The 23886-nt window shown below is 60.1% G+C and carries 17 protein-coding genes and 1 tRNA gene; 11 read left to right on the forward strand and 7 right to left on the reverse strand.

What is annotated here, in order from left to right; all coding sequences use genetic code 11:
• Positions 1-117: 117 nt before the first annotated feature.
• On the reverse strand, positions 118-282 hold the full coding sequence (locus tag LGH74_RS11080) for a hypothetical protein (RefSeq protein WP_226175822.1): 165 nt from the start codon (positions 280-282) through the stop codon (positions 118-120).
• Positions 283-349: 67 nt separating this feature from the next.
• Here LGH74_RS11080 and LGH74_RS25205 point away from each other — a divergent pair, with 67 nt between their 5' ends.
• From LGH74_RS25205 to LGH74_RS11100, 4 genes are all read left to right on the forward strand, one after another.
• Positions 350-580: a C40 family peptidase gene (locus tag LGH74_RS25205; protein WP_431357447.1), complete on the forward strand. Its 231-nt coding sequence runs from the start codon at positions 350-352 to the stop codon at positions 578-580.
• 224 nt (positions 581-804) lie between these two features.
• Entirely contained in the window at positions 805-3030 is a 2226-nt protein-coding gene (locus LGH74_RS11090; RefSeq protein ID WP_226175643.1) for a TonB-dependent receptor, read from the forward strand.
• Between the two features lie 27 nt (positions 3031-3057).
• The gene (locus LGH74_RS11095) at positions 3058-4155 is read left to right on the forward strand and encodes a hypothetical protein (protein WP_226175644.1); all 1098 of its coding nucleotides are present in this window, start codon (positions 3058-3060) and stop codon (positions 4153-4155) included.
• A gap of 182 nt (positions 4156-4337) precedes the next feature.
• Positions 4338-4414, forward strand: a tRNA-Ala gene (locus LGH74_RS11100).
• A 119-nt stretch (positions 4415-4533) separates the two neighbouring features.
• Here LGH74_RS11100 and cysK read toward each other — a convergent pair.
• Together cysK and LGH74_RS11110 are read right to left on the reverse strand one after the other, a co-directional pair.
• The gene (gene cysK, locus LGH74_RS11105) at positions 4534-5454 is read right to left on the reverse strand and encodes a cysteine synthase A (protein WP_226175645.1); all 921 of its coding nucleotides are present in this window, start codon (positions 5452-5454) and stop codon (positions 4534-4536) included.
• 79 nt (positions 5455-5533) lie between these two features.
• A complete protein-coding gene (locus LGH74_RS11110; RefSeq protein WP_226175646.1) occupies positions 5534-6361 on the reverse strand; it encodes a serine O-acetyltransferase in 828 nt (275 codons plus the stop codon).
• 185 nt (positions 6362-6546) lie between these two features.
• Between LGH74_RS11110 and LGH74_RS11115 the strand changes: the two genes are divergently transcribed.
• Together LGH74_RS11115 and LGH74_RS11120 are read left to right on the forward strand one after the other, a co-directional pair.
• The gene (locus LGH74_RS11115; protein ID WP_226175647.1) at positions 6547-6888 is read left to right on the forward strand and encodes a cupin domain-containing protein; all 342 of its coding nucleotides are present in this window, start codon (positions 6547-6549) and stop codon (positions 6886-6888) included.
• Between the two features lie 374 nt (positions 6889-7262).
• Entirely contained in the window at positions 7263-10214 is a 2952-nt protein-coding gene (locus LGH74_RS11120; protein ID WP_226175648.1) for a right-handed parallel beta-helix repeat-containing protein, read from the forward strand.
• An 81-nt stretch (positions 10215-10295) separates the two neighbouring features.
• Here the strand turns inward: LGH74_RS11120 and LGH74_RS11125 are convergent, their stop codons facing one another.
• The gene (locus LGH74_RS11125; RefSeq protein WP_226175650.1) at positions 10296-12284 is read right to left on the reverse strand and encodes a peptidylprolyl isomerase; all 1989 of its coding nucleotides are present in this window, start codon (positions 12282-12284) and stop codon (positions 10296-10298) included.
• A gap of 88 nt (positions 12285-12372) precedes the next feature.
• Entirely contained in the window at positions 12373-13446 is a 1074-nt protein-coding gene (locus LGH74_RS11130) for an MJ1255/VC2487 family glycosyltransferase (RefSeq protein WP_226175652.1), read from the reverse strand.
• A gap of 211 nt (positions 13447-13657) precedes the next feature.
• Between LGH74_RS11130 and LGH74_RS11135 the strand changes: the two genes are divergently transcribed.
• The 4 genes from LGH74_RS11135 to LGH74_RS11150 all read left to right on the forward strand — a co-directional run bounded on the left by LGH74_RS11135 (position 13658) and on the right by LGH74_RS11150 (position 19828).
• On the forward strand, positions 13658-14593 hold the full coding sequence (locus tag LGH74_RS11135) for a hypothetical protein (RefSeq protein ID WP_226175654.1): 936 nt from the start codon (positions 13658-13660) through the stop codon (positions 14591-14593).
• Between the two features lie 180 nt (positions 14594-14773).
• Positions 14774-16210: an FAD binding domain-containing protein gene (locus LGH74_RS11140; RefSeq protein WP_226175656.1), complete on the forward strand. Its 1437-nt coding sequence runs from the start codon at positions 14774-14776 to the stop codon at positions 16208-16210.
• 225 nt (positions 16211-16435) lie between these two features.
• A complete protein-coding gene (locus tag LGH74_RS11145) occupies positions 16436-18739 on the forward strand; it encodes a xanthine dehydrogenase molybdopterin binding subunit (protein WP_226175658.1) in 2304 nt (767 codons plus the stop codon).
• A gap of 78 nt (positions 18740-18817) precedes the next feature.
• Entirely contained in the window at positions 18818-19828 is a 1011-nt protein-coding gene (locus tag LGH74_RS11150) for an XdhC family protein (RefSeq protein ID WP_226175659.1), read from the forward strand.
• Between the two features lie 42 nt (positions 19829-19870).
• Here the strand turns inward: LGH74_RS11150 and LGH74_RS11155 are convergent, their stop codons facing one another.
• On the reverse strand, positions 19871-20458 hold the full coding sequence (locus LGH74_RS11155; RefSeq protein ID WP_226175660.1) for a DUF4136 domain-containing protein: 588 nt from the start codon (positions 20456-20458) through the stop codon (positions 19871-19873).
• Between the two features lie 147 nt (positions 20459-20605).
• Complete coding sequence (locus LGH74_RS11160; protein WP_226175662.1) at positions 20606-22477, reverse strand: ABC transporter ATP-binding protein; 1872 nt, start codon at positions 22475-22477, stop codon at positions 20606-20608.
• A gap of 324 nt (positions 22478-22801) precedes the next feature.
• On the opposite strand from LGH74_RS11160, the gene LGH74_RS11165 reads away from it, so the two are divergent.
• The gene (locus tag LGH74_RS11165) at positions 22802-23794 is read left to right on the forward strand and encodes a hypothetical protein (protein WP_226175664.1); all 993 of its coding nucleotides are present in this window, start codon (positions 22802-22804) and stop codon (positions 23792-23794) included.
• Positions 23795-23886 lie beyond the last annotated feature (92 nt).

Genomic DNA, 23886 nt, shown 5'->3' on the forward strand with positions numbered 1-23886 from the left:
GAAGGTACATTATTCACATCAACGCAGTCGTTGGTGGTCAGTTGTACTGCTTGGTATACTGGTATTTTTGGCAAGTTGCGGCGGCTCCCGAAAGCTCAACCAACGCAATGGCCGCTACTATTCGGCGCGCGAAATGGCCCGGATGAAGGCCGAGGAACGGCGGCGCCGGGGAGCCCGGCCGGTGGCCAAAGCCAAATCTAAGACTTCTACGCCGGTCGGCAAATCGAAGGTGGTGGTAAAGCGGGCCAGCAGCCCGGCCACCGTTTCCAGGAGCCTGGCCACGGTTATTGAAGCCGCTCGCTCCTACGAGGGCACCCCTTACAAATACGGTGGCACTACCCGGCTGGGCATGGACTGTTCGGGGCTGCTCTGCGCCGCTTTTGCCGCCATCGACGTGCAGATTCCGCGTTCTTCCAATGAGCAAGCCGTGTGGGGAGAGCCTATTAAACCGCAGGAGCTACAGGCCGGTGATTTGGTATTTTTGGAGCTTCACCTGGCAGCGGTACTATTACGCACGTCGGTTTGGTTACGGAAGCCAGCCCCGAGAGCGTACAGTTCATCCACTCCTCCAGCTCTTTAGGTGTTGTGGAGAACAGCCTGGAGAGTGACTATTACCTCAGTCGCTTTATCAAGGCTGTCAGACCAAGATTGTGAATTTCCCTCTTACCTTTGTGGTGTTGTAGTTGCTGAGCTGTGGACCGGAACCAAAGACAATGATTTGGTAATGAACCCGGTGAAATTCGTCCGTACTTTTGCATTCCTTTTCAACTTAAGCCTCCTCTTTTTTCACCTACTTACCCATTTATGAAACACTCACGTTTACGCCTCTTACTCTTGCTGGTGTTGACGCTGTTGTCAGCCCCAGAGGCGTGGAGTCAGGTAACTACTTCGGCTATGAACGGTGTTATCACCGACAAGTCTGGAGCCGGTTTGCCTGGCGCAACGGTAATTGCCGTTCACACGCCGACGAATACCCAATATGTGTCGCCTACCAACTCGGAAGGACGCTTCAACATCAGCGGCATGCGCGTAGGTGGTCCGTACTCGGTCCGCGTAACCTTCATCGGCTACAAAGAGACAGCACGTGATGGCATCTTCCTGACCCTGGGTCAGAACCTGCGCCTGGACATTAACCTGAGTGAGGCAACCACTGAACTGGCGAACATCGTGGTTCGTGGTCAGCGTGACAACATCATCAACTCCGACCGGACGGGTTCGGTAACATCGGTACAGCGCGAGCAGATCGAGCGTTTGCCCACTATCAGCCGGAGCCTAAACGACTTTACGCGTTTGACGCCCCAGGCCAACGGTGCCAACGTAGGTGGTGGCAACAACCGTCAGAACAACTTCACCGTCGACGGTTCCGACTTCAACAACAACTTCGGTATCGGCGGCAACCTGCCCGCCAACGGCTCGCCCATCTCCCTGGACGCCATCGACCAGTTGACAGTGAGCGTAACGCCTTACGACGTTCGTCAGTCGGGCTTCGTAGGTGGTGCCATCAACGCCGTAACGCGTTCCGGTACCAACAACTTCAGCGGCTCGCTCTACACCTACTTCCGTGACCAGAGCTTTATCGGTAACAAAGTAGGCAACGAGAAATTCGACCTGCAGAACTCGCAGTTCAACCAGTACGGCTTCCGTCTGGGTGGCCCGATCATCAAAGACAAGGTGTTCTTCTTCATCAACGCTGAAATTGAAAAGAACACCGTACCTGGCCAGACGCGCGTAGCCGCTACGGATGCCAACAAGTATGGCTCGGCCACGAACATTGCTCGTCCTACGACGACTGAGCTGGACAACATCAGCAACTACCTGAGCAACAGCCTGGATTACGCTACGGGTCCTTACCAGGGCTATGATTTCGTTAGCGACCGGACCAAAATCACGGGCCGTATCGACTGGAACATCAGCCAGCGTCACCGCTTCAACGTGCGCTACAGCCAGACGGAAGGCAAAACGCCTAACTTCCCCAGCACCTCGTCGAGCCCGCTCACGAACTTCCCCTTCGGCACCGGCCGGACCGACATTAACGCCCTGCCCTACAAGAATGCTGGCTACTATCAGGAAGCCAACTTCTACTCGCTGGCCGCTGAATTGAACTCGACCTTCGGCAGCACGATGGCTAACACCTTGCGCGCTACCTATACCAAGCAGAACGACCCGCGCAGCTCCGACAGCAGAATTTTCCCCTTCGTGGATATCCTGAAAGACGGCACGCCCTTCACCTCGTTTGGTTATGAGCCCTTCACGCTGGGCAACCTGCGCGATGTAGAAATCTACTCGTTCCGCGACGACTTCTCCTGGACGCTGGGTAAGCACAACGTAACTCTGGGTGCCCAGGTAGACCAGAGCGTTACCAAAAACGGCTTCCAGCGCTTTGCCGCCAGTTACTACCGCTTCAACTCCTTCGAAGATTTCGTAGCAGCCAGCGACCCGAGCCGTACTCCAGCACAGCGCGCTGCTGTGCTGCCAACCGACTTTGCCATCACCTATTCGCTGGAGCCCGGCTTTGCTCAGGCTTTCCCCTCGTTTAAGTTTGGCCAGTACTCGTTCTACGCCCAGGATGAATTTGCTCTCACGAGCCGTATTCGTTTAAGCGGCGGTCTGCGGGCTGATTACATCACCTTCCCGGATCCGCTGAAAGAGCACCCGCTGGTTTCGGCCCTGACCTTCGCCAATGGCGAGAAAATCAACACGGCTAACCTGCCCGAAGGCAAGGTGATGTGGTCGCCCCGTATTGGCTTCAACTGGGATGTGGAAGGCAACAGCACCATCCAGCTGCGTGGCGGCTCGGGTATCTTCACCGGCAAAGTGCCTTACGTATGGATCGTGAGCCAGGCCGGCGACGCCGGCATGCTGCAGGTAACACGCACGTACTCCGGTACGGCCGGTATCAACGGCCTACCAGGTGGCTACCGTGGCTTCAGCCCTGACCCTGCCTTCTACCGTCCGGAAACCGTTCCAGCTGCTGGTACGGTTATTCCGAACCCAATTTCGGCTGTTTCAACCGACTTCAAATTCCCCTAGACCTGGAAAAGCAGCCTGGCTGCTGACGTGAAGCTGCCCCTGGGCATTGTTGGCTCGCTGGAAGGCATTTACAACAAAGACCTGAACACGGCAATCTTCCGTAACCCCAACATGGTTGAGCCGAAGCACCTCAACGTAGGTGGTTATGTTGACAACCGTCTCATCTACCCTAACGCTAACCAGGACAAGTTTATCAACCCGATCAACACGGCTGGTAAAGCTGTACCAAATGGCACCGCCGGTGGTCAGGCCTTCAACACGATTGTTCTCGACAACGCTACGAAAGGTTACTACTGGTCGGTAACGGGTAAACTGGAAAAGCAATTCGACAGCGGCCTGTTCGCTTCGGTGGCTTACGTACGCAGCGATGCCCGCAATCTGTTTGACGGTGGTGGCGACCAGCCTTTGTCGTCTTGGCAGCAGAACCCCTCGATCAATGGGTCGAACTTCCCCGAGCTCAGCTATGCTAGCTACGTGGTTCCAGACCGTGTAATTGCTTCGCTCTCGTACCGTAAGGAATACCTCGAGCACCTGGGCACTACTTTCTCGCTGTTCTACGAAGGCAGCCAAGGCGGCCGCTTCTCGTACGTGTATTCGGCTGACTTCAACCGTGACGGCGCCAACGCTGACCTGATCTATATCCCGAAGGATCCATCGGAAATCACCTTCGCTTCGCAGACGGTGAACAACGTGGTAGTCGATGCTCAGACGCAGAGCGACCTGTTCTTTAAGTATATCGAGCAGGACAAGTACCTGAGCAAGCACAAAGGCGAATATGCTGAGCGTAACGGTGCCTTGCTGCCATGGCGCAACCAGATTGACGTGAAACTGCTCCAGGATCTGTTCGTGAACCTGGGCGACAAGCGCAACACACTGCAGCTGACCCTGGACGTATTCAACGTAGGTAACCTGCTCAACAGCGACTGGGGCACTACTCAGACGATCAACGCCAGCTCCGTGCTGATCCCGGCCAACCAGGCTGCCCTGGTTCCCGGTGGCACGGTGAAGCCAACGTTCCGTCTGCAGCTCGACCGTGGCAACCTGGTGCAGGAAACCTTCCGCCGGACGTTGTCGCCTTCGTCGACCTACTACATGCAGTTGGGTTTGCGCTACATCTTCAACTAATCCTTTCCCAGATTGGTCTCGAAAGCGGGTGGAACGTTGTTCCACCCGCTTTTTTTTGTTCCTAATTATCAGTACGATGCGTTTTTTACCGTTTTTTTTATTTCCCCGGGCTTGCACATTCTAAAACCAGCCTTACCTTTGCATCACAATTACGCAGTACACGACTGCTTAATACTACAAACGGGGGATTAGCTCAGCTGGCTAGAGCGCTTGCATGGCATGCAAGAGGTCATCGGTTCGACTCCGATATTCTCCACCAAAAGCCCAACCTTAATCGGTTGGGCTTTTTTGTTTTTATTCCGGCAGCTACGCAATGATTGGCTGACATAAAAAAAGCCCCGCTTCAACGGGGCTTTTTTTATGCGGACTTCCGGCTGCTTATACGAAGAGCCCATCTACCGACAAGTACCGCTCACCAGTATCGTAGCAGAAGGTCAGGACGCGGCTGCCCTGGGGCATTTCGGGGAGCTTGCGGGCAATAGCAGCCAGCGAAGCACCGGAAGAAACGCCCACGAACATGCCTTCTTCGCGCGCCGCGCGCCGGGCCATGTCGAAGGCTTCCTGCTGGCTGATCTGGATGGTGCCGTCTAGAATAGCGGTGTGGAGGTTGGCCGGAATGAAGCCTGCGCCGATACCCTGAATCGGGTGCGGACCGGGCGCGCCGCCACTGATGACGGGCGACAACTCGGGCTCCACGGCAAAGGTCAGCATGTTTGGAAACTTGGGCTTGAGCACTTCCGTGACGGCTGTGATATGGCCGCCGGTGCCCACGCCGGTAATGTGGTAGTCGAAGCCTTCGGGCGCGTCGCGCAGAATTTCCTGGGCCGTGGTTTCGGCGTGCACCTTGATGTTGGCGGGATTCTCGAACTGCATCGGCATCCAAGCGCCGGGCGTATCGCGCACCAGTTCGTGGGCTTTTTCGATGGCCCCTTTCATCCCCTTCTCCCGGGGCGTCAGCTCCAGATTGGCCCCGTAGGCGGCCATCAGGCGGCGGCGCTCAATCGACATCGACTCGGGCATTACCAGCGTAATCTTGTAGCCTTTCACGGCGGCCACCATGGCCAGGCCTACGCCGGTGTTGCCGGAAGTAGGCTCTACAATCAGGCTGTCGGGAGTCAGCAGGCCATCCTGCTCAGCCTGCTCAATCATCGACAGCGCAATCCGGTCTTTAATGCTGCCCCCGGGGTTGGCCCGCTCCAGCTTCACCCACACTTCCACATCGGGGCGCTGGGCAAACAGACGATTCAGACGCAATAGGGGCGTGTTGCCAATGGTATCAAGAATGGAATTAGCTTTCATGAGAAAGAAAAGATAAAAAGGTGAACGTGTAAGAGTTGGTTGAATACCACGGGCGGTAGGTGCGCCGGCCTTCGGGCAATCAGATGGAAAACGTAATGTCGGCGGTGGGGTCTTCCGAGCGGGTGACGTGAATCTGGGCCCGATGGTAAACCCGCGAATGGGACGGCACACTCTCCGTGAGCCACACGTTGCCACCGATGATACTGTGGCTGCCCACTACGGTGCTCCCCCCTAGGATGGTAGCCCCAGCATAGATTACGGCGTAATCTTCGATGGTAGGGTGGCGCTTGATGTTGGCTAGGTGCTTGGCCACGCTCAGCGCACCGAGCGTGACGCCCTGAAAAATCTTGACGTGGGCCCCAATTACTGCTGTTTCGCCAATAACGATGCCCGTACCGTGGTCGATGCAGAACGAGGGACCAATGCGGGCCCCCGGGTGAATGTCGATGCCGGTGCTGGTGTGGGCGTACTCGCTGAGCAAGCGCGGCACCCGCGGCACCTGCAGCTGATACAGCGCGTGGGCGAAACGGTGCAGGGCAATGGCGTAAAAACCCGGATAGGTGCTGATAACCTCCGCGCTGCCCTGAGCGGCCGGATCGGCGGCCACAATGGCAGCGGCGTCGCGCAGGAGCAGTTCCCGCAGCGGCGGCAGCCCCTCAATGCAGGTAGCCGCAATTTGGTCGGCGGCTTTGGCGTCGAGCACCGAGCGCAGCAGCTCTGCCAGCTCCGTTTGCCAATGATAGAGCACGGCTTCGATGGCATCGGTGCTGCCGAGGGGGCGCGCAATCCGCTCGGGAAACAGAACCTGCAGCAGCTGATCGGCGAGCAGACAAAAGGCTGGACCAGGTAGCGGCGCGGCGGCCTGCCGGTGGGCAGCAGCCAGCGACTGAATAAAAGCAGCGTGCATGAGGCGGGGCGAAAACTGGGGCCGCCCGAAAAAGGCGGCTGACTTGCGGCGCAAGATAATGGGCGCAACGTATGCTGCAACCGGCAGCCAGGCGGAAGGTTTGTCACACAACCGCCGGCGGCCGGGCTGCGTTAGTCTACCCAACATACGTTGTACTCAACCCCTCACCTCACTCCTACTTCATTATGGCTGATACCACCATCACCAAAATCGACTCTAAGTATTCACCCAAAGGCCACGACGGCGAGAAATACCTAGCCTCCGGCGTGCACGTATCTATGCGGCTGTGGGAAAATGAGCAACCCGGCGAGGCCAAAGAAGCCGTGACGCGCCCCTACGAAACGGTGGGCTACGTTATCAGCGGCCGGGCCGAGTTGCAGATCGAAGGGCAGACAGTGGTGCTTGAGCCCGGCAACTCCTGGGTAGTGCCCAAAGGCTCGTCGCACAGCTACAAGGTACTCGAAGCCTTTACGGCTGTGGAGGCTACCACACCCCCAGCCCAGGTACATGGCCGCGAAGAGGCCTAGACTTCCCTACAATTCTCATTATGAGAAGCGCCGGTCCTTATAAAGGACCGGCGTTTTTTATGGCAGTCGTTTGCATTTATCTGATACATACTAACTTCAGCAGACTGCGAAACCAACTAATATTTTTATCGTTTGGCCATTCTGATGAGCAGCTGGCGGCAAATAGAGCAGCAGCTATAAAATTATTTATATACATCTATAAAACAATTACTTATCTTATAACTTACTTCCAAACCACCCTGAATTTAGCACATTAGGGGCAGTAGAAGGCATGATCTGACAAAAATCAGAATTTCACGCCCTAAAACAGAATTATTCCTAACCTAACGCGGCTAAATCCCGTTCAGGGGCCACCGCACTTTCTCACTTTGGCTATGAAACACTCTGTACGACTTCTCCCTTTCTTTTTACTCCAGTTCCTGGCGGGTGAGTTTCTGCCGGCCGCGCAGGCCCAGCCCAGCCGGCCGGCGGCAGCCGCACTGTATGTGAATGATGCAGCCCAAATCGGGGACGCCTTCACGACGGCAACTGGCAATGATGCCACCGGTAATGGGAGCAGCAGCGCACCCTACGCCACTGTGGCCCAGGCCTTGGCTAACGCCGATGCCACGACAACAACGATTTTCATCGACGCTGGCACCTACCCGGAGCGGGTAGTACTCAACAAGAACATCAGCCTGCAGGGCGTGGATACGGCCCGTACAGTGTTTGACGGCGGCTTAGCCCCAAGTGACATCCAAACTCAGGAAACGGGCATTTTCATTACGGCCGTGGGTGGCACGCCCGGCAACCCAGTTACCATTGCTGACCTGAAAGTGCGGGCCTACGACTACGGTATTCAGAACGACAACCAGGTAAACCACGTCAACTTCCTCATTGAAGACGTGGCCGTGACCCAGAACCGGCAGTTTGGCATTTACTGGAACGGGCAGCTCACGTTCACCGAGAATATCACTTTTCGCCGGGTGCGCGCCACCAAAACGGCGTTGGAGCCCAATACGCGCAATAATGGCGCAGGCCGTGGCCTATTTCTGGTGAATGGCAACAAAATCAACATCACGATTGAGGACGGCGTATTTGAGCAGAATCGCCGGGCTGGCATCGACATCAACGACGGCAGCGTTAGTGGCCTTATTATCCGCAACAACCGGCTCGGCTTCAACCTCGGGCCGGGTATTGCGGTGCTGGGCGCGGCCGGCTTGCGCGACGGTGGCGGCAATTTTCTGACGCCGGCGGCCCTGATTGAGAACAACTTTATCCGCAACAACGCCTCTAATGGCCTAGAACTCAAGTCGTGCACGGGTACGGGCCGCAGTAGCGGCCCGGGCAGCTTCGTGGTGCGTAACAACTACGTAGTACGCACCATTGGAGCCCCCACCAACTTGGCGGAGGACAATGCTGGCCTGGCCTTCGTTGACCGGGACCGGAACGTTATTATTACCGGGGGTGGCGTAACCGGCGACCTGACCACGGGCGGCGCCTATATTCAGAATAACATCGTGCGCGGCTACCTGGCCGATGCTCTCCGCACGTTTATCGGTATCAATGGGTTTGGCATGGTGCTGGAAGGACCCAATAACAAGGTTTTTGGCAACGTGGTGGCTCAGTGCCAGCGCGGCATTCAGGTGCAGGACCGCCCCGCCAACAGCACTGGCTCCACAGCCTTTTTCGACATTGACCGCAACGCCTCGCTCAGCTCCGTGGGCGACAGTATTCAGCGCAACCGCCTCGACAGCTGCACTACTGCCATTCGGGCCGTAAACCTGACTTCCCTGGTAAATGCCTCCCTGAACTGGCTGGGCAGCAGCACAGCTACTACTGTGCGCGGTGCCAGCGGCCAGAACGGCTTGGTAATAACCCTGGGTGGACCGGCCACGAGCTTCGCGCAGGTATCGTCGCTGGGGGCTACGGGCCGGCTCGACTACACGCCTTTCCTGCATACCAGCACCGATATGGCGGCCACGGCTGGCTTTCAGGGCAACTTCAGCTACCTGCACGTCGACGGGTTCGGACCTAACATGGGCGCCGACAGCCGCTTACAGGAAGGCCTAACGAATGTGGAGGAAGCGGGTACCTTAGAGCTGGTAGCAACTACCTACGATGGCACGGCCACCGTTACCAAAACCGTAACCCTGACCAACGACGGCGCTACGACACTGCAAAACCTACTGCTGAACGCGCCGGCCAAAACGGCCAGCCTGGCCGCGCCCTTCAGCTTGTCGGGTAACCTTACGCTGACCAGCGGCTTGCTTAACACCTCGGCGGGCCTGCTAACTCTCACGGCCGGAGCTACGGCCACGGAAGGCAACGCAGCTTCCTACGTGAATGGGCCGCTACGCAAGCTTGGCAACACGGCTTTTGTATTTCCCATCGGTAAAGGCGGCGTGTGGGCCCGACTTGCTATTTCGGCCCCTGCTGATGCAGCCTCGGCTTTCACCGGCGAATATTTTGCCACCCGCTACGCTACGCTCACGGCGGCCCCGCCCCTGAGTGAGCCCAGCTACGTAGAATACTGGAACCTGGACCGCACTGGCTCGACCAGCCCCGTCGGCGTGCGGCTCTACTGGGAAAATAGCGGCCGCAGCGGTATCAACGAGTTTTCGAACGATTTGCAGGTGGCCCGTTTTGATGGCAGCACCTGGGTAACGGAAGGTAACGGCGGACTGGGCGGCACGTTGCCGGCCGGCTCGGTAGCCTCGGCCGGACCGGTGGCCAGCTTCGGACCGTTTACTTTCGGCTCGTTGTCGCCCAACGTCAATCCGCTGCCAGTGGAGTTGGTTGCCTTCACGGCCATCGAACGGCAGCCGGGCGTAGTAACGCTGGATTGGCGCACGGCTGCTGAGAAAAACAACAAGGGTTTTGCCGTTGAGCGCAGCATCGATGCCACGAAGTGGCAGCAGTTGGCTTTTGTGGAAGGCCAGGGGACTGTGACGAAAACCAGCAGCTACACCTACCGCGACCAGCTGGATGACGTGGCTGCTCCCCTACTCTACTACCGCTTGCGCCAGGTCGATACCGATGGGCAGGTGTCTTACTCGCCGGTTGCCTCCGTAGCTCGCGGCACCGAATCGGCGCAGGCAGTCACGTTTGCCCTGGTTCCCAACCCCGCTACCAGCTATACCACGCTGCGGCTTTCGGCACCCGTAACCGGGCCGCTTCAGGTTGCCATTACTGATCTGGCGGGCCGGTCGGTGTTGCGTACCGAAGTGCGCGACCCGGCCCGCCAGCAGCTGACGTTGCCCGCGACCCTGCCAGTTGGTACTTACTTGGTGCGGGTAACGGGTCCGGGCGTTTCCGGCCGTGCCCTGCGCTTGGTGAAACAGTAGGCCCTGCTTAGGATTCCATAAAAAGAGGCTACCGGAGTTCCGGTGGCCTCTTTTTATGGAATCCTGTTGGATTATTGCCGCTCAGCGCATCAGCTCAATCTTCTGGATACGGTCCCCGATTTCGAGGCGGCTTACGACGTCCATGCCACTTATAACCTGGGCGAAGATGGTGTATCGGCCGTCGAGGTGGGGCGTGGGAGCGTGGGTGATGAACCATTGGCAGCTCTCGGTGTCTTTGCCGGCCGAGGCCAACCCTACAGCACCTTCCCCATAGCGCAGGTCGGCAAACTCGGAGCGCAGGTTGTAGTCGGAGCTGCCCCAGCCGTCACCGCGCGGGCAGCCGCCCTGGGCCACGAAGTTGGGCACCACGCGGTGAAAGTTTTTACCGTTGTAAAAGCCCTTATTCACCAAATCCACGAAGCTGGCCACCGAGCCGGGTGCCTCATTTACGAGCAGCCGAAAAACCACTAGGCCCTTACTGGTGGTAATAACCGCCCGCTGGCCTGCTGGAATAGCCTGCACCGCGCTCCAGTTGATGGGATGGGTAGCGGCTTTGGCCACCGGGAAAGGCGCGGTTTCCTTTTTCTCCAGGTAATCAATAGTTTGCTGCAACGACTGCCAAGCTTCCAGGTCGCGGGGTAGTACCAGCTTTTCGCGGGCCTGCTTGAGAAAATCCGCGTTGGCAAACAGGCGGCGCATATCCAGCTTTGGGTCCCGGATGGCCTCGGCAGCCGTACCCATCAGGGCCACGTCGCCGCTGGCTATAGCCCGCTGCATGGTGAGGGCAAAGGCCGGCTGCTGCTCCACCGCAAATCCAGCTAGTCGCCGCATAGCCACCAATGCCTCGATGCCATAAGTACCGATGACCACGGGCCGGGCCGGAGCAAACGTAACTTTGGTTACGAACTCATACGCCCCGGCATCTTCACCCAGTGCCTTGAGCAGGTAGCCTTTCTCGTACACATCGGTAGCGGTGGCGTAACGTTCCTGCACAGCGGCCCGAATGGCATTCTGCTCGGCTCCACCCAACCTCAGGGCAGCGGCCAGCAAGGTGGCCCGGGGCCGCCAGGCAGTTAGCTTATTGGCTTTTTCCAGAAACATTACGCCCGGCTCCCCGGTGGCATTGTTCAGGAAAAACTCGGCCGCCGTAAGGGCTACGTGCTCGTGCGCATCAGTCAGGGCGGCCCAGGCGGCCTCTTTTACGGGGGCATACTGCGCGGCCGTCATGGCCCGTAGCGCGCTAATCCGGACTCGATAATCCGGGTCGCGGCGGGCCAGATTTGCCAACACGCCGGGCACGGTAGGGGCCTGGCTGGCTTTGCTCAAAGCAGCAGCGGCAGCGCTACGCACGGCGTAGGCTGGGTCGTTTTGGGCTACGCTGCCAATAGCCGCCGCGTAGGAATTCAGGTTCAGGCCCCGGGTGCGGGCCAGAGCACTGGCCGCCGCCAGCCGGGCCCGGTACGGATTGGCCGAGTTGAGCAGCTGCACAAGCCGCCCTACGGCTCCTTCCGATGTAACACCGCGCAGCCCGGCCCGGTACAAGCCCCAGGCCTGCCCCGACAAAGCGGCGGTATCGGCGCCTAGCGCCGGGGGCAGCCGCACGAGATTGCCAAGTCCCGCCCGCGACACGCAGCGGCCCAGAGACTCCAGCGCATACTGGCGAGCCAGCGCGTCTTTTTCCTGGAATATCCGCTCCCGCAACGCCATTTCGGCCGTGCTGTCGGCCGTTTGGCCTAGGGCATAGGCCGCCGCCACCCGCACCCCGGCATCCGCATCGCCCAGGCGGGCCGACAGGGCGGCTACGCTGGCTTTGTCCTGCACCGAGGCCAGAGCCAATGCGGCTTCGCGGCGGTAGAGGGCGTCGGGCCGGTCGAGGAAAGGCAGCAGAGCGGCCGTCTGGCGCTCATCCTGGGCGGTGGCAATCTGCCGCAGGGTTGCATCCGCGAATTTGTTGGGAGCCGTGGCGGTGGCGGCCGTGCGGGGCGAGATGGTACAGGCAGGCAGGCCCAGGCTCAAGGAGCCCAGCGCGGTAGTGGCCGCGGCCAGCCGGCAAAAGGAGAGGTGGTTCATGGTTGCCCCAAAATAGCCAAAATCCGCGGCGCTGCTACGCCCACGCCCGAACTATCGTGCACGGTAGCTCGGCGGGCGACTAAGTATTCTACCGGGCGGCTACTTCGCTTTCCACTTCCTTCAGCACGCCCGCCAGCTGCCGGAACAGCTCTTCGTTGCCGGTTTGGTGGTAGCCGGCCAGGGCCTGCTCGTAGCCGGTCAGGTCGTAGAGAAAGGCCTTCACACTGTCGGCCGTCAGGGCGCTGAAATGGCGGCCGTAACCCAGCTTCTCCACTTCGGCCGCGTTGAGAAACTGCTCGAACTGGGCCGGAATCGGGATGGCACAGATGGGCTTGCGCAGGTACACGGCCTCACTAATGAGCGAAAAGCCGCCGTTGGTAATAACGGCCCGGGCCCCGGCCAAATCGTCGATAAAACCCTGCTCACTAAAGCTCCTCAGCTGCACGTTGCCGTGGCTTTCTTCCTTATTGAAGCCATAAACCCGAAACTGCTGGCCGGGCAGCTGCTGCAGCATGGGTACCAGGTCCTTCTGGTTGGTAGCCGACTGGTACACGAGTACATAGTCGCCGCGGGTAGGCTTGGCGGCCAGAATTTCGGGCCGGATGATGGGCGGCACCAGCGTGGTATTTTCCCGGATAACGGGCAGCGGGAAAAACGTAGTAATGAGGTAATGGCGGCTACGCGGCAGCTTCACGCGCACAATTTGTCGCGCCAGGTTCAGGTTGGCCCGCTCGGCCGGCGGCACCGGCACATCCAGCTGGGCCCGGCTGATGATCTGCATGTTGTCGATGCTGATAAGGGGCAGGCGGCGCCACTTGGCAAAGAAGTAGCTAAACGACTCGAAGTCGGAAATAACCAGCTCGGGCTCGAAGTCGCAGAGCAGCTCGCGGTATTTGGCGAAGTTGACCCGCAGATTGTCCGGAGCTGTGCGCAGGGTGAGGGCCGCCGTGCGCGACTTCGACACCGTCAGGTTGCGGTAGGCCAGGTGAAAGCCGCGGATTTCGTGGACGCGGCCGGGGAAGTTGACGGCCAGCATCTGGTAGGCCCGGGCGCTGCTCACCACGCACACATTATGCCCCTGACTGAGCAGATGCCCGATAACAACTTTGCTGCGGGTAGCGTGGCCGAGGCCTTCGCCGGGCACGCCGTAGAGAATATTCATGGCTGGATTCTTAGCTGCTTGGTGCTGTCAAATAACCGAAATGTTGGCCATAGCCCGTTAGCTTCCCCAGCAGCCGGCGTATTTTCGCCGCCCAACGGCCCTTTTCCGCTCATCTGGCAAACCAGCCCTGCGTACTTTCGGCCTGGTTTTCGTTAACGGGCCTTGCTGGCTTCTCCCCTCCTACTCTAGCCGTACTGGCTGCTTTTAGCTTATGAAACGACCTACTCTCCTGCGTGCCGGCCTGGCCCTGGCTTCTCTGACTACGCTGCTAGCCACCAGCTGCACCGCGCCCCGCATCATGACGATGTCGGGCAAAGTGACGCCCAAGGGCGAATTCAAGGCTGGCGGCAACCTGGCATTTAACCTCCCGACGGAAACCATCAGCAAAACCAGCTCGGCCGTGAAGGAAGCCGCCACCCAGCTGGCCAGCCAGGATAAAGTAGACTACAGCACCTCCGGGGAGCTGGTGGAAAAGCTGCAGGTGGCGGCCCTGGCATACGTGCTGGACCCCGTACAGACGGCCCCCGACCTGTACGTGCGCTATGGCGTCATCGACCGGCTCGACGTGGGCTACAAGTACGCGTTTGGCTCCCATGTTTTTGATGGCATGTACCAGTTTATGGGTCCCGTGGGCACACCCGAGCAACCCGGCGGCGCGGCCGGCGCCATGTACGGCAGCATCGGGCTGCAATTTGCCACCCAGCGTGCCAAGCTGCCCGACATTCCTTACCTCGACGACATCAACGGCCTACTGCAGTTCCGGGCCACCCGCAACGATTTGCTGGTACCGCTGGTGTTCAGCCATTCCTTCGGACCGGAAGAGGAAATCGGAGCCATTTCTTACGGCGTGGTGTACTCGCACACGTTTCTGCGCTACGGCTTCGATCCGCGCAATATCTACGTCAGCAACTCGGCCAGCCAGCTGATTCCGAGCTTGCCGGAGCGCAAGCAAAGCTTCTCGTCGTACGGGGCTTTCGTGAACGTGAAAGTCGGTTTCCGCTACGCCTACATCGTGCCGGCTCTGGCTATGTACTACCAAAACTACGGCACTTACCAGCTGCTGAACAGCAAGAGCGCCAAGCTCAGCGGCATGACCTTTATTCCCTCCATTGGCGTGCAGTTCCGCATTCCCACCGGCCGCCGGTAACTATCCGTACTTTCTTTCCAACGCCCGACTACCGCGCTGCCGGTGGCCGGGCGTTGCTTTTAGAGGCTACCCGAAATCAGCCGCTGGGGGCAACAGCCGGCTTCAATGACAGAGCCTGGCTTTCCGGCGTGCCGACTTTTTACTAACTTCCGCTCTTCGCTTTGGTTTTTTCCGCTTCGCATGCTTCATTTTTACCTCAATAATCAGCGCATTCGCACCGAGCAGCCCGCGGGCAGCACCCTGTTGGATTTTGTGCGCTACCAGCAACATCTAAAAGGCACCAAAATCGGCTGCCGCGAGGGCGACTGTGGGGCCTGCACCGTACTGGTGGGCGAGCTGCAGCCCGATGGCACCGTGCAGTACCAGTCCATGACCTCCTGCCTCACGCCGCTGGGCAATGCGCACGGCAAGCACATCGTGACGGTGGAAGGCATCAACGCGGCGGCCGGCACGCTCACACCAGTGCAGCAGGCCATTGTGCAGGAAGGCGGCTCGCAGTGCGGCTTCTGCACCGTGGGCTTTGTCATGTCGCTCACCGGCCACAGCCTGAGCAGCCAGCCCGCCACCACCGAAACCGGCCTGGCTGCCATCGACGGCAATATCTGCCGCTGCACGGGCTACAAATCCTTGGAGCGGGCCACGGCACTGCTCACCAGTCAGCTGGCCCACCGCCCTACCGAAAACGTGGTAAGCTGGCTGAGCGAGCAGCAGTTTGTGCCAACTTATTTCAAGGAGGTGCCCTCTAAGCTCCAGGCCCTACGCACGGAACTGACCAGCGTGCCGGCCACCAACGGCCATTCTACCGAAGCCCCACAGATTCTCGGCGGCGGCACCGACCTGCTGGTGCAGCGCCCCGAGCACGTGCGCGAAGTACCCGTGCAACTGGTATACGACCGGCCCGGCCTGCGCGGCATCCGGCAGGAAGCCGACGGGCGCGTCGTGCTGGGTGCCGCTACCACGGCCGAAAACCTGCGCTCCTCGCCCCTGATGCAGCAGCTGTTTCCGCGCCTGCACAGCTATATGAAGCTCGTCTCGTCGACGCCAATTCGCAACATGGGTACCGTGGCCGGCAACTTCATCAACGCCTCCCCCATCGGCGACCTAACCATCTTTTTCCTGGCCCTGAACGCCACCGTAACCCTAGGTACGCCCGGCGGTGCCCAGCGCGACGTGCTGCTGCGGGAGCTCTACAGCGGCTACAAAACCCTGAATAAAGCCCCCGAAGAGCAGGTCCTCGAAATCAGCTTTGCCGCGCCCCAACCCGGCGTCTTTTTCAACTTCGAGAAGGTATCCAAGCGCACCCACCTCGATATTGCCAGCGTGAATTCGGCCATGTGGCTGCGGGCCGAGGGCGGCTTCGTGCGGGAAGCGCGCATTTCGGCGGGCGGCGTGGGTCCCACGCCGCTGTTTCTGGCCCGTACCGCGGAGTTTCTGGTCGGCAAGGAAATCGGTGCCGAAACCGTGGCGGCGGCTACTGAAATAGCCCAGCAGGAAATCAGTCCCATCAGCGACGCCCGTGGCACCGTGGAGTACAAGCGCCTGCTGCTGCGTCAATTGCTGCTGGCGCATTTCCTGGAGTTTTTCCCCGAGCGCCTCAGCTTCCGCGAATTGGTGTAAAAGCCGCGTATCAGACCGTCATGCCGAGCAACGCGAGACATCTCGCGTGCTGACGTTGTCACACTAACTGTCATCCTGAGCTTGTGAAGGACCTTATCATGATTGAACAACTTGTTTTGGCGTGATAAGGTCCTTCGCAAGCTCAGGATGACAGCCGATTTCTTAAAACACTTCCGGGAAGACGCGCCTATTTAAAGCCAAGGCTTCTCTCTGAATATTCCTTCCATGAATCATCTTGACCCGGTGCGCCACGTGCGCGGCGAATCCCAATATCTGGATGACGTTCCGGTGCAGCAGGGCACCCTACACGCGGTGTTGTTTGAGTCGCCGCTGGCCCACGGGGTGCTGCGCGCTATTCACCTCGACGAGGCCCTGCAAGCGCCCGGCGTATTCCGCATTCTGACGGCGGCCGACATTCCCGGCGAAAACCAGATTGGCGGCATCGTACCCGATGAGCCGCTGCTGGCCGAGGGCCACGTGCACTTCCGGGGGCAGCCCATTGCCCTCGTTCTGGCCGAAACCGAGCACCAAGCCCAGGCCGCTATCCGCCACATCCGCGTCGATATCGACCCGCTGCCCGTCATCACCGACCCACGCGTGGCCGCGGCCCAGGGCGAGCTGATCGTGCCGCCGCGCACCTTCCGCATCGGCGACTCGGCGGCGACCTGGAGCCAGTGCGCGCACGTTTTCGAGGGCGAAGCGGAGTCAGGCGGGCAGGAGCACCTGTATATTGAAACGCAGGGCGCCTATGCTTTCCCGACGGAAATGGGCGGTGTACGCATCATTTCCTCCACCCAGGGCCCCACGGCCGTGCAGCGCCACACGGCGCACGTACTCGGCATCGGGATGCACCAGGTGGAAGTGGATGTGACGCGCCTCGGCGGCGGCTTCGGTGGCAAAGAAGACCAGGCCACGCCCTGGGGCGCGCTGGCCGCGCTGGGCGCCTTCGTGGTACGCCGGCCCGTGAAGCTGGTGCTCGACCGGATGGCCGACATGCGCATGACCGGCAAGCGCCACCCCTACACCTCCGACTTCCGCATCGGCCTCGACGAAAACCTGCGGATCCTGGCTTACGAAGTCACCTTCTACCAGAACGCCGGGGCTGCCGCCGACCTCTCGCCGGCTGTGCTGGAGCGCACGCTGTTTCACGCCACGAATGCGTATTTCGTGCCCAACGTAACGGCTACGGCCTACAGCTGCCGCACCAATTTGCCGCCCAATACCGCCTTCCGGGGCTTCGGCGGGCCGCAGGGTATGTTTGTGATGGAATCGGCCATTGTGAAGGCAGCCGAAACCCTGGGAGTTTCGCCCAGCGCGATTCAGCGGCGCAACCTACTGCACGAAAACGACCTGTTCTCCTACCGGCAGCCGGCCGAAATGTGCAACGCCGAGCTGGCCTGGGACACGGCCGACAAGGTCTACGGCCTGCAAAAGCTGCGCAGCGAAGTGGAAGCCTTCAACCAGCAGAATGAGCGGCTGAAAAAGGGGTTGTCGGTGATGCCCATCTGCTTCGGCATCTCCTTTACTAAAACGCCCATGAACCAGGCCCGCGCCCTGGTGCACATCTACACCGACGGCACCGTGGGCGTAAGCACCGGCGCGGTGGAAATGGGCCAGGGCGTGAACACCAAGATTGCGCAGGTAGCGGCCCAGACGCTGGGTATTTCACCTAACCGCATCAAGGTGGAATCGACGAACACGACGCGGGTGGCCAACACCTCCCCTTCCGCCGCCAGCGCCACCGCCGACCTCAACGGCAAAGCCACCCAGATGGCCTGTGAAGCCCTGCGGGAGCGACTGTTGCAGCACGCCGTGCTGGAATACACTTTGAATTACGAAGGCCTGGAAATCCGGGACGAGCAGGTGCTGGCCGCCGGCGTACCCGCCGATACCAACTGGGAAAAGCTGGTATCGTCGGCGTACTGGAAGCGGGTGAACCTGACCGAAAACGCCCACTATGCCACGCCCGACATTCATTTCGACCCGGTAACCAACCAGGGCTATCCGTTTGCCTACCACGTGTACGGCACGGCCTACACCACCGTCACGCTCGACTGCTTGCGCGGCACCTACACCTTTGACGCGCTGCGCATCGTGCACGATTTCGGGGAAAGCATGAGTCCGGCCATCGACCAGGGCCAGATTGAGGGCGGCGCGGTGCAGGGCATCGGCTGGATGACAATGGAGGAGCTGATCTACAACGAGGAAGGCCGGCTGCTCAGCAACTCGCTCAACAGCTACAAGATTCCGGACCTGTACTCGGTGCCCCAGCGCATCGACGTGCATTTCCTGGATACGCCGGGCCATCCGCGGGCCATTCTGCGCTCCAAAGCCGTGGGTGAGCCGCCGCTGATGTACGGCATCGGGGCTTATTTCGCCCTGCGCGACGCCATCAGTGCCTTCCGGCCCGCGCACCGGCCCGCTTTTTCGGCCCCTATTACGCCCGAAAAAGCGTTGCTGAATCTGTACCCGACTGGTGTGCCGGCCCCGGCCCCGCTTGCAGCTAGTACCGCTCCGGCCGTAGCCTAACCACTCCTTTTACCGCCGTGCCACCGACCTTTCGCGGGTTGGTGGCACGGCTTTTTTCCAGCATCCAGCGTGCAATTGGTGAATCAACTTTCGGGCACTCCTTCAACTCCACGCGACTTTGCGGTGTGGCAGCACGTGGCCGCTACCCTGCAAATGGGCCAGCCGGTAATGCTGCTGTGCGTGCTCAGCAGCACGGGCAGCAGCCCGGGCCGGCAGGGATTTAAGATGAGCGTGGCCGCCGACGGTATGGCGGGCTCCATCGGGGGCGGCATTATGGAGCACAAGTTTGTGGAGCTGGCCCGGGCCCGGCTGCGGGAAGGCAATCCGGAAATGCTGATCCGGCCGCAGATTCACCGCAAGGAGGCTCCCGAAGACCGTTCGGGCATGATTTGCTCGGGCGAGCAGGTGATTCTGCTGTACCCGGTAAAGCCAGCCGATTTACCGGTAGTGGAGGCCATCCGTCAGGCTTTGCTGCAAAAGAGCCACGGTGTGCTGCACCTCTCGGTGGCCGGAATTCAGATAGTTAACGACAACACAGCAGCCGATTTCTACCGCTACCACCCCGGCCCAAACTGGCACTACCAGGAGCGGCTTGGCTTCCGCGACCAGCTCACGATTATCGGCGGTGGGCACGTGGCACTGGCCCTCTCGCGCGTGGCCGCTACCCTCGACTTCGAAATAACGGTAATCGACGACCGGCCCGAGCTGAACACCCACCAGCAAAACCCCTACGCCCACCACAAGCCCACCGTGCCCTACGATACGCTGGCCGCGCAGGTGCCGGAAGGCCCCCACCAGTACGTGGTAATTATGACCTTCGGCTATCGGCCCGATGAGGTGGCGCTGCGGCAACTGCTGCGGCACCGGGTGAAATACTTGGGGCTGATGGGCAGTGCGGCCAAAATAAAAGAGCTGCTAAACAGCCTGCTCACATCGGGCTACTCAACAGCTGAATTGGCGCATTTGCACGCCCCGATTGGCTTACCCATTCACAGCCGTACACCAGAAGAAATAGCCATTAGCGTGGCGGCCGAGCTTATTCAGGTCCGTAACTCAGGGAAACAGAAAAGCACGCCATGTTCAGCATGACGTGCTTTTCTGTTTCAAGCGGCTGCCAGCCAGCTTCACTACTTATTGGTTGCCCCCGTCCAGGTAGCCTTCGGTGAAGACGTGGTACTGGTCGAAGATGGAGCGCACCGAGCGGCGCAGCACCACCTCGCCCTGCACGCCGGGCGGCACCGTGACGCCGGAAGCGTAGCCATTCCAGACCGCCCGGTTGGTGCGGTTGTCGATGAGCGTGACCAGCAAGGTGCCCTCGGCCAGTACCATCCGCACGGGCTGATAGCCCTGCCGGCTTTCCTTGGGTGTTTCTTCGTCTTCCACCATGCCGGTGGTCAGCCAGTGGGTGAGGTCTTCCTGGGCGTAGCCGCGAAAGGCCATGTCGCCCTCAAACAGCCGGAACATGACCAGCAGATCGGGGCGGCTGCGGGCGGGCTTGTAGCCCTGCACCCGCATCCGGGTCCGGATGGCGTCGCGTAGCACCTCGCCCAGCTTGCTCGTATCGGCGGCCAGCCCCTGCCCGGTTACGAACTCGTAGGTGCGGTAGCGCCGAAAGTTGCCCGTATAACTATAATCAGACTCGATGCGGGCTTCGCGGGCGGCAAAGCAGCCCGAAAGGGCCAGACTCAGCCCGAGCAGTAGTGTAGAGGTGAGTTTCATGGGCGCGGATTTGCTCAAAGGTGGTACCTCCTAAGATACGACATCCTAGCGCCTTATGTATTGGCTGGACCTCAAAAAAAGTCGCAAAAAAATTTCAATCCGCGTTTTCCCGGCTGCCAGGGCCATTCTGCGCCGGGTATTTGTATCCTACCGGTAGCCGGCGGCCTGCAGCGCAAACAGCTCGGAATAGCGGCCGTTGCGGGCCAGTAGCTCCTCGTGCGAGCCAATTTCGACGAACTGCCCGTTTTCGATAACCAGAATCCGGTCGGCCATTCGCACGGTGCTGAAGCGGTGCGAAATGAGCACGGCTGTCTTGCCCTGAGTCAGGTCGGCGAAGCGTTGGAACACCTCGTGCTCGGCGCGGGCATCGAGGGCGGCAGTGGGCTCGTCCAGAATCAGGAGCTGGGCCTCGCGCATGTAGGCCCGGCCCAGAGCTATTTTCTGCCACTCACCCCCGCTCAGGTCTACTCCTCCCGCAAAGCGGCGGCCAATCATCTGGTCGTAGCCGCCGGGCAGCTTCTTGATAACCGTATCAGCCAGACTCTGGGCGGCGGCAGTTTGAATCCGGTCCTGATTTTCCTTTTCCTCGATGCGGCCCACGGCCAGGTTCTGGCTGGCCGAGAGCTGGAAGCGCACAAAGTCCTGGAAAATAACCCCGATTTCCTGACGGAGCTCAGCCGGGTCGTACTCGCGCAAATCGTGGCCGTCGAGCAGGATGCGGCCCTCGGTGGGGTCGTAGAGGCGGGAGAGCAGCTTGACGAGCGTGGTTTTGCCGGCCCCGTTTTCGCCCACCAGCGCCAGCTTTTCGCCGGCCCGTAGCATAAAGCTCAGGTGGCGAATGGCCCATTTACCCGAGCCCCGGTACTGGAAGCCCACGTTGTCGAACTCGAAACCGAGCTGGATAGGGCGCGGAAACGGCCGCACGGACTTATCGGCGGCCCGCACAATGTGGGGCTGCAAATGGAAGAAGTCGAAAAAATCCTGCAGGTACAGGGCCCCCTCAGCCACGCTGCTAAAACGGCTCAGAATGCCTTCGAGCAGGCCCCGCATGCGGGCAAAGGAGCCGGCCAGAAACGTGAGCTGCCCGATGGAAATGCTGCCCCGCACGGTTTGGGCAATGATGTAGAGGTAGGCCGCGTAGTAGCCGCCGGCCCCGATGGCGGCAAACAGCGCCCCCCAGCCAGCCCGCCGCACCACCAGCGTCTTGTTCTTGCGGTAAAACTCATCCGAGAGCAGCCGGAACCGCTCGATGAGAAAGCCCGACAGCCCGAAAATCTTTACTTCCTTGGCCGTTTCGTCGCTGGCCCCGGTCTGACGCAGGTAGTCTAGCTCGCGCCGCTCGGGCGTCCAGCTATGTACCAGCGAGTAGCTGCGCTCATTGAAGTGCGACTCGCCTAAAAAGGCCGGCACTACTGCCACGAGCAGCAGCAAAAGCAGCCAGGGGTTGAAAGCGGCCAGGCCCACGGCCAGAAACAGCATCGTAATAATATCCTGGGCCTGCGACAGGACCTGCGACATGAGCACGGTGCGCGACAACGTCTGGCGGCGGGCCCGCTCCAGCTTGTCGTAAAAGGCGCTGTCTTCGAACTGGTCGAGGTCGAGCTGGCCAGCGTGCTCCATCAGCCGAATGGAGGAGCGGTTGGCAAACAAGTCGCCGAGCAGCGAGTCGAGCAGGGCCACGCCCCGGCCCAGCACATCGGAGAGCACCGCCAGCCCGAACTCCAGCCCCACCAGCCCGATAACCGGCGTGAGCGAGCTGCCGGGCATGCGCGACAGCCCGATGACGGTATCCAGAATGAGGCGGGCCACATAGAGCATAGCCACCGGCAGGGCTGCCCGCAGCAGCCGTAGCCCGATATTGGCCAGCGTCAGGGCGGGGCTGGTTTCCCAGATGAGGCCCAGAAACTCAGGCAGGTTTTTCAGGGCCGATACCCGCTCCCGCACGCTGAGGGCGGGCTTACCGTCGGGCCGGGGCCGCTTGGCCGATATTTTCGCAAACTTTTGGGATAACCAAGACATAGACCCCGGCTACGTCATACTTCGGGCCGGAGTTGGTGAGCGGCCGTTTTGGCAGGGGAATAGGGCTTCATCTGCAGTAGTACATGATATACCATTCGGCTAATAAACAGACTACTGGCCAGCCTCTGAACTAACCCGGAACCCACCTGCGCGACGCCACGCCCGCCGCGGGCCCGCTCACGGCGGGCGCGGCTACTTCAGCCGCTAAAAAAACCGAAAGCCTCCGGTGTGAGACTATATACAACTGCCCCGCTCCTGCTTATCTTGCCCGGTGTGAGTACCGCACAAAACCTATTAAACCTAACCCCAGCCCTTTTTCATTCCATGAGAATACCTCTACTTCTGTTGCTGGCCCTTCCACTGTCGGCCGCGGCCCAAATGAATGGCTCCAGCTATGGCAATGCCCAGTACAATATGTCGCGGCAGCAGGCCCAGATGTCCAACGATTTTCAGCGGAGGACGATGGAGCGGTCCATGTCGCGCATGAATTCCTCGGCGGCTTCCCGCGCGCAGCTGGCGGAGTGGAAAGCACAACGAGAGAAACGGGTAGCCAAGCAGCAGGAGGCCGAGCTGAAAGCCACTGCTGAGTTGGCTCGTCTCGCCCGGCGCCAGGACAGTCTGCGGCTGGTGCACCCGGCCCCCAATGCCACCCAAACGGCCGCCCGCAAAAAGGCCGACGAGCAGGCGCTGGCGCAGCTGGCCACGAAAAATTACCGGGACGTATTTTTGCCCGGCCAGGTAATGACCGCCCAGGACGCCCGCTCGCTCCCAGAGCAAGGGATGCAGGACTGGCAGAACATCAGCAAAGAGCTACTCGACAACGAGTGGTGGAGCAAGCAGGAGCCCGCGCAGCTGCTAGAAAAAGTTACGGCCTACCGCGCCACCCTTACCTCGCTCACCACTGCCCTACTGGGCTTCGATCCGGCCACGGCCCCGAAAGCCGAGCGTATGCCCTCGACGGCGGCCCTGGAAGCCATGAGCGCCAAAGGCACCTTCGACCAGCAGGTAGCCGCGCAGTTTCTGCAGGACGCCGCGCGGGTTGAAAAAGTATCGGCCAGTCAGAAGCTGGTCAGCGCCCTCAACGACTTTAACCGCGAGGTAGCCAAGGCGGCGGCCCGCCCCGAGACGCAGCAGAATCCGCAGAAGCTGCGCAGTACCGTGAAATCCGGCCTGAACGACGTAAACAAAGAGATGATCCGCTACGAGGCGGTAATGGGGCAGTCGATGACGCTCGATTACGCGCAGGCAACCATTGCAAAATATGCAACTGCGGTGCTGTCCAAAAGTGGCAAAAATGCCAAGAAGCGGGCAAGCTAGCCGGTTTGGCCTCCTGCCCGGAACGCCTACAGTAATGGTGCGCCAACTACACTTTCACCCGCAATAAACCAGAAGCCCCCGCCGCTCCCGCC

The sequence above is a fragment of the Hymenobacter lucidus genome, assembly GCF_020447265.1.
In the GTDB taxonomy this organism is placed as follows: Bacteria; Bacteroidota; Bacteroidia; order Cytophagales; family Hymenobacteraceae; genus Hymenobacter; species Hymenobacter lucidus.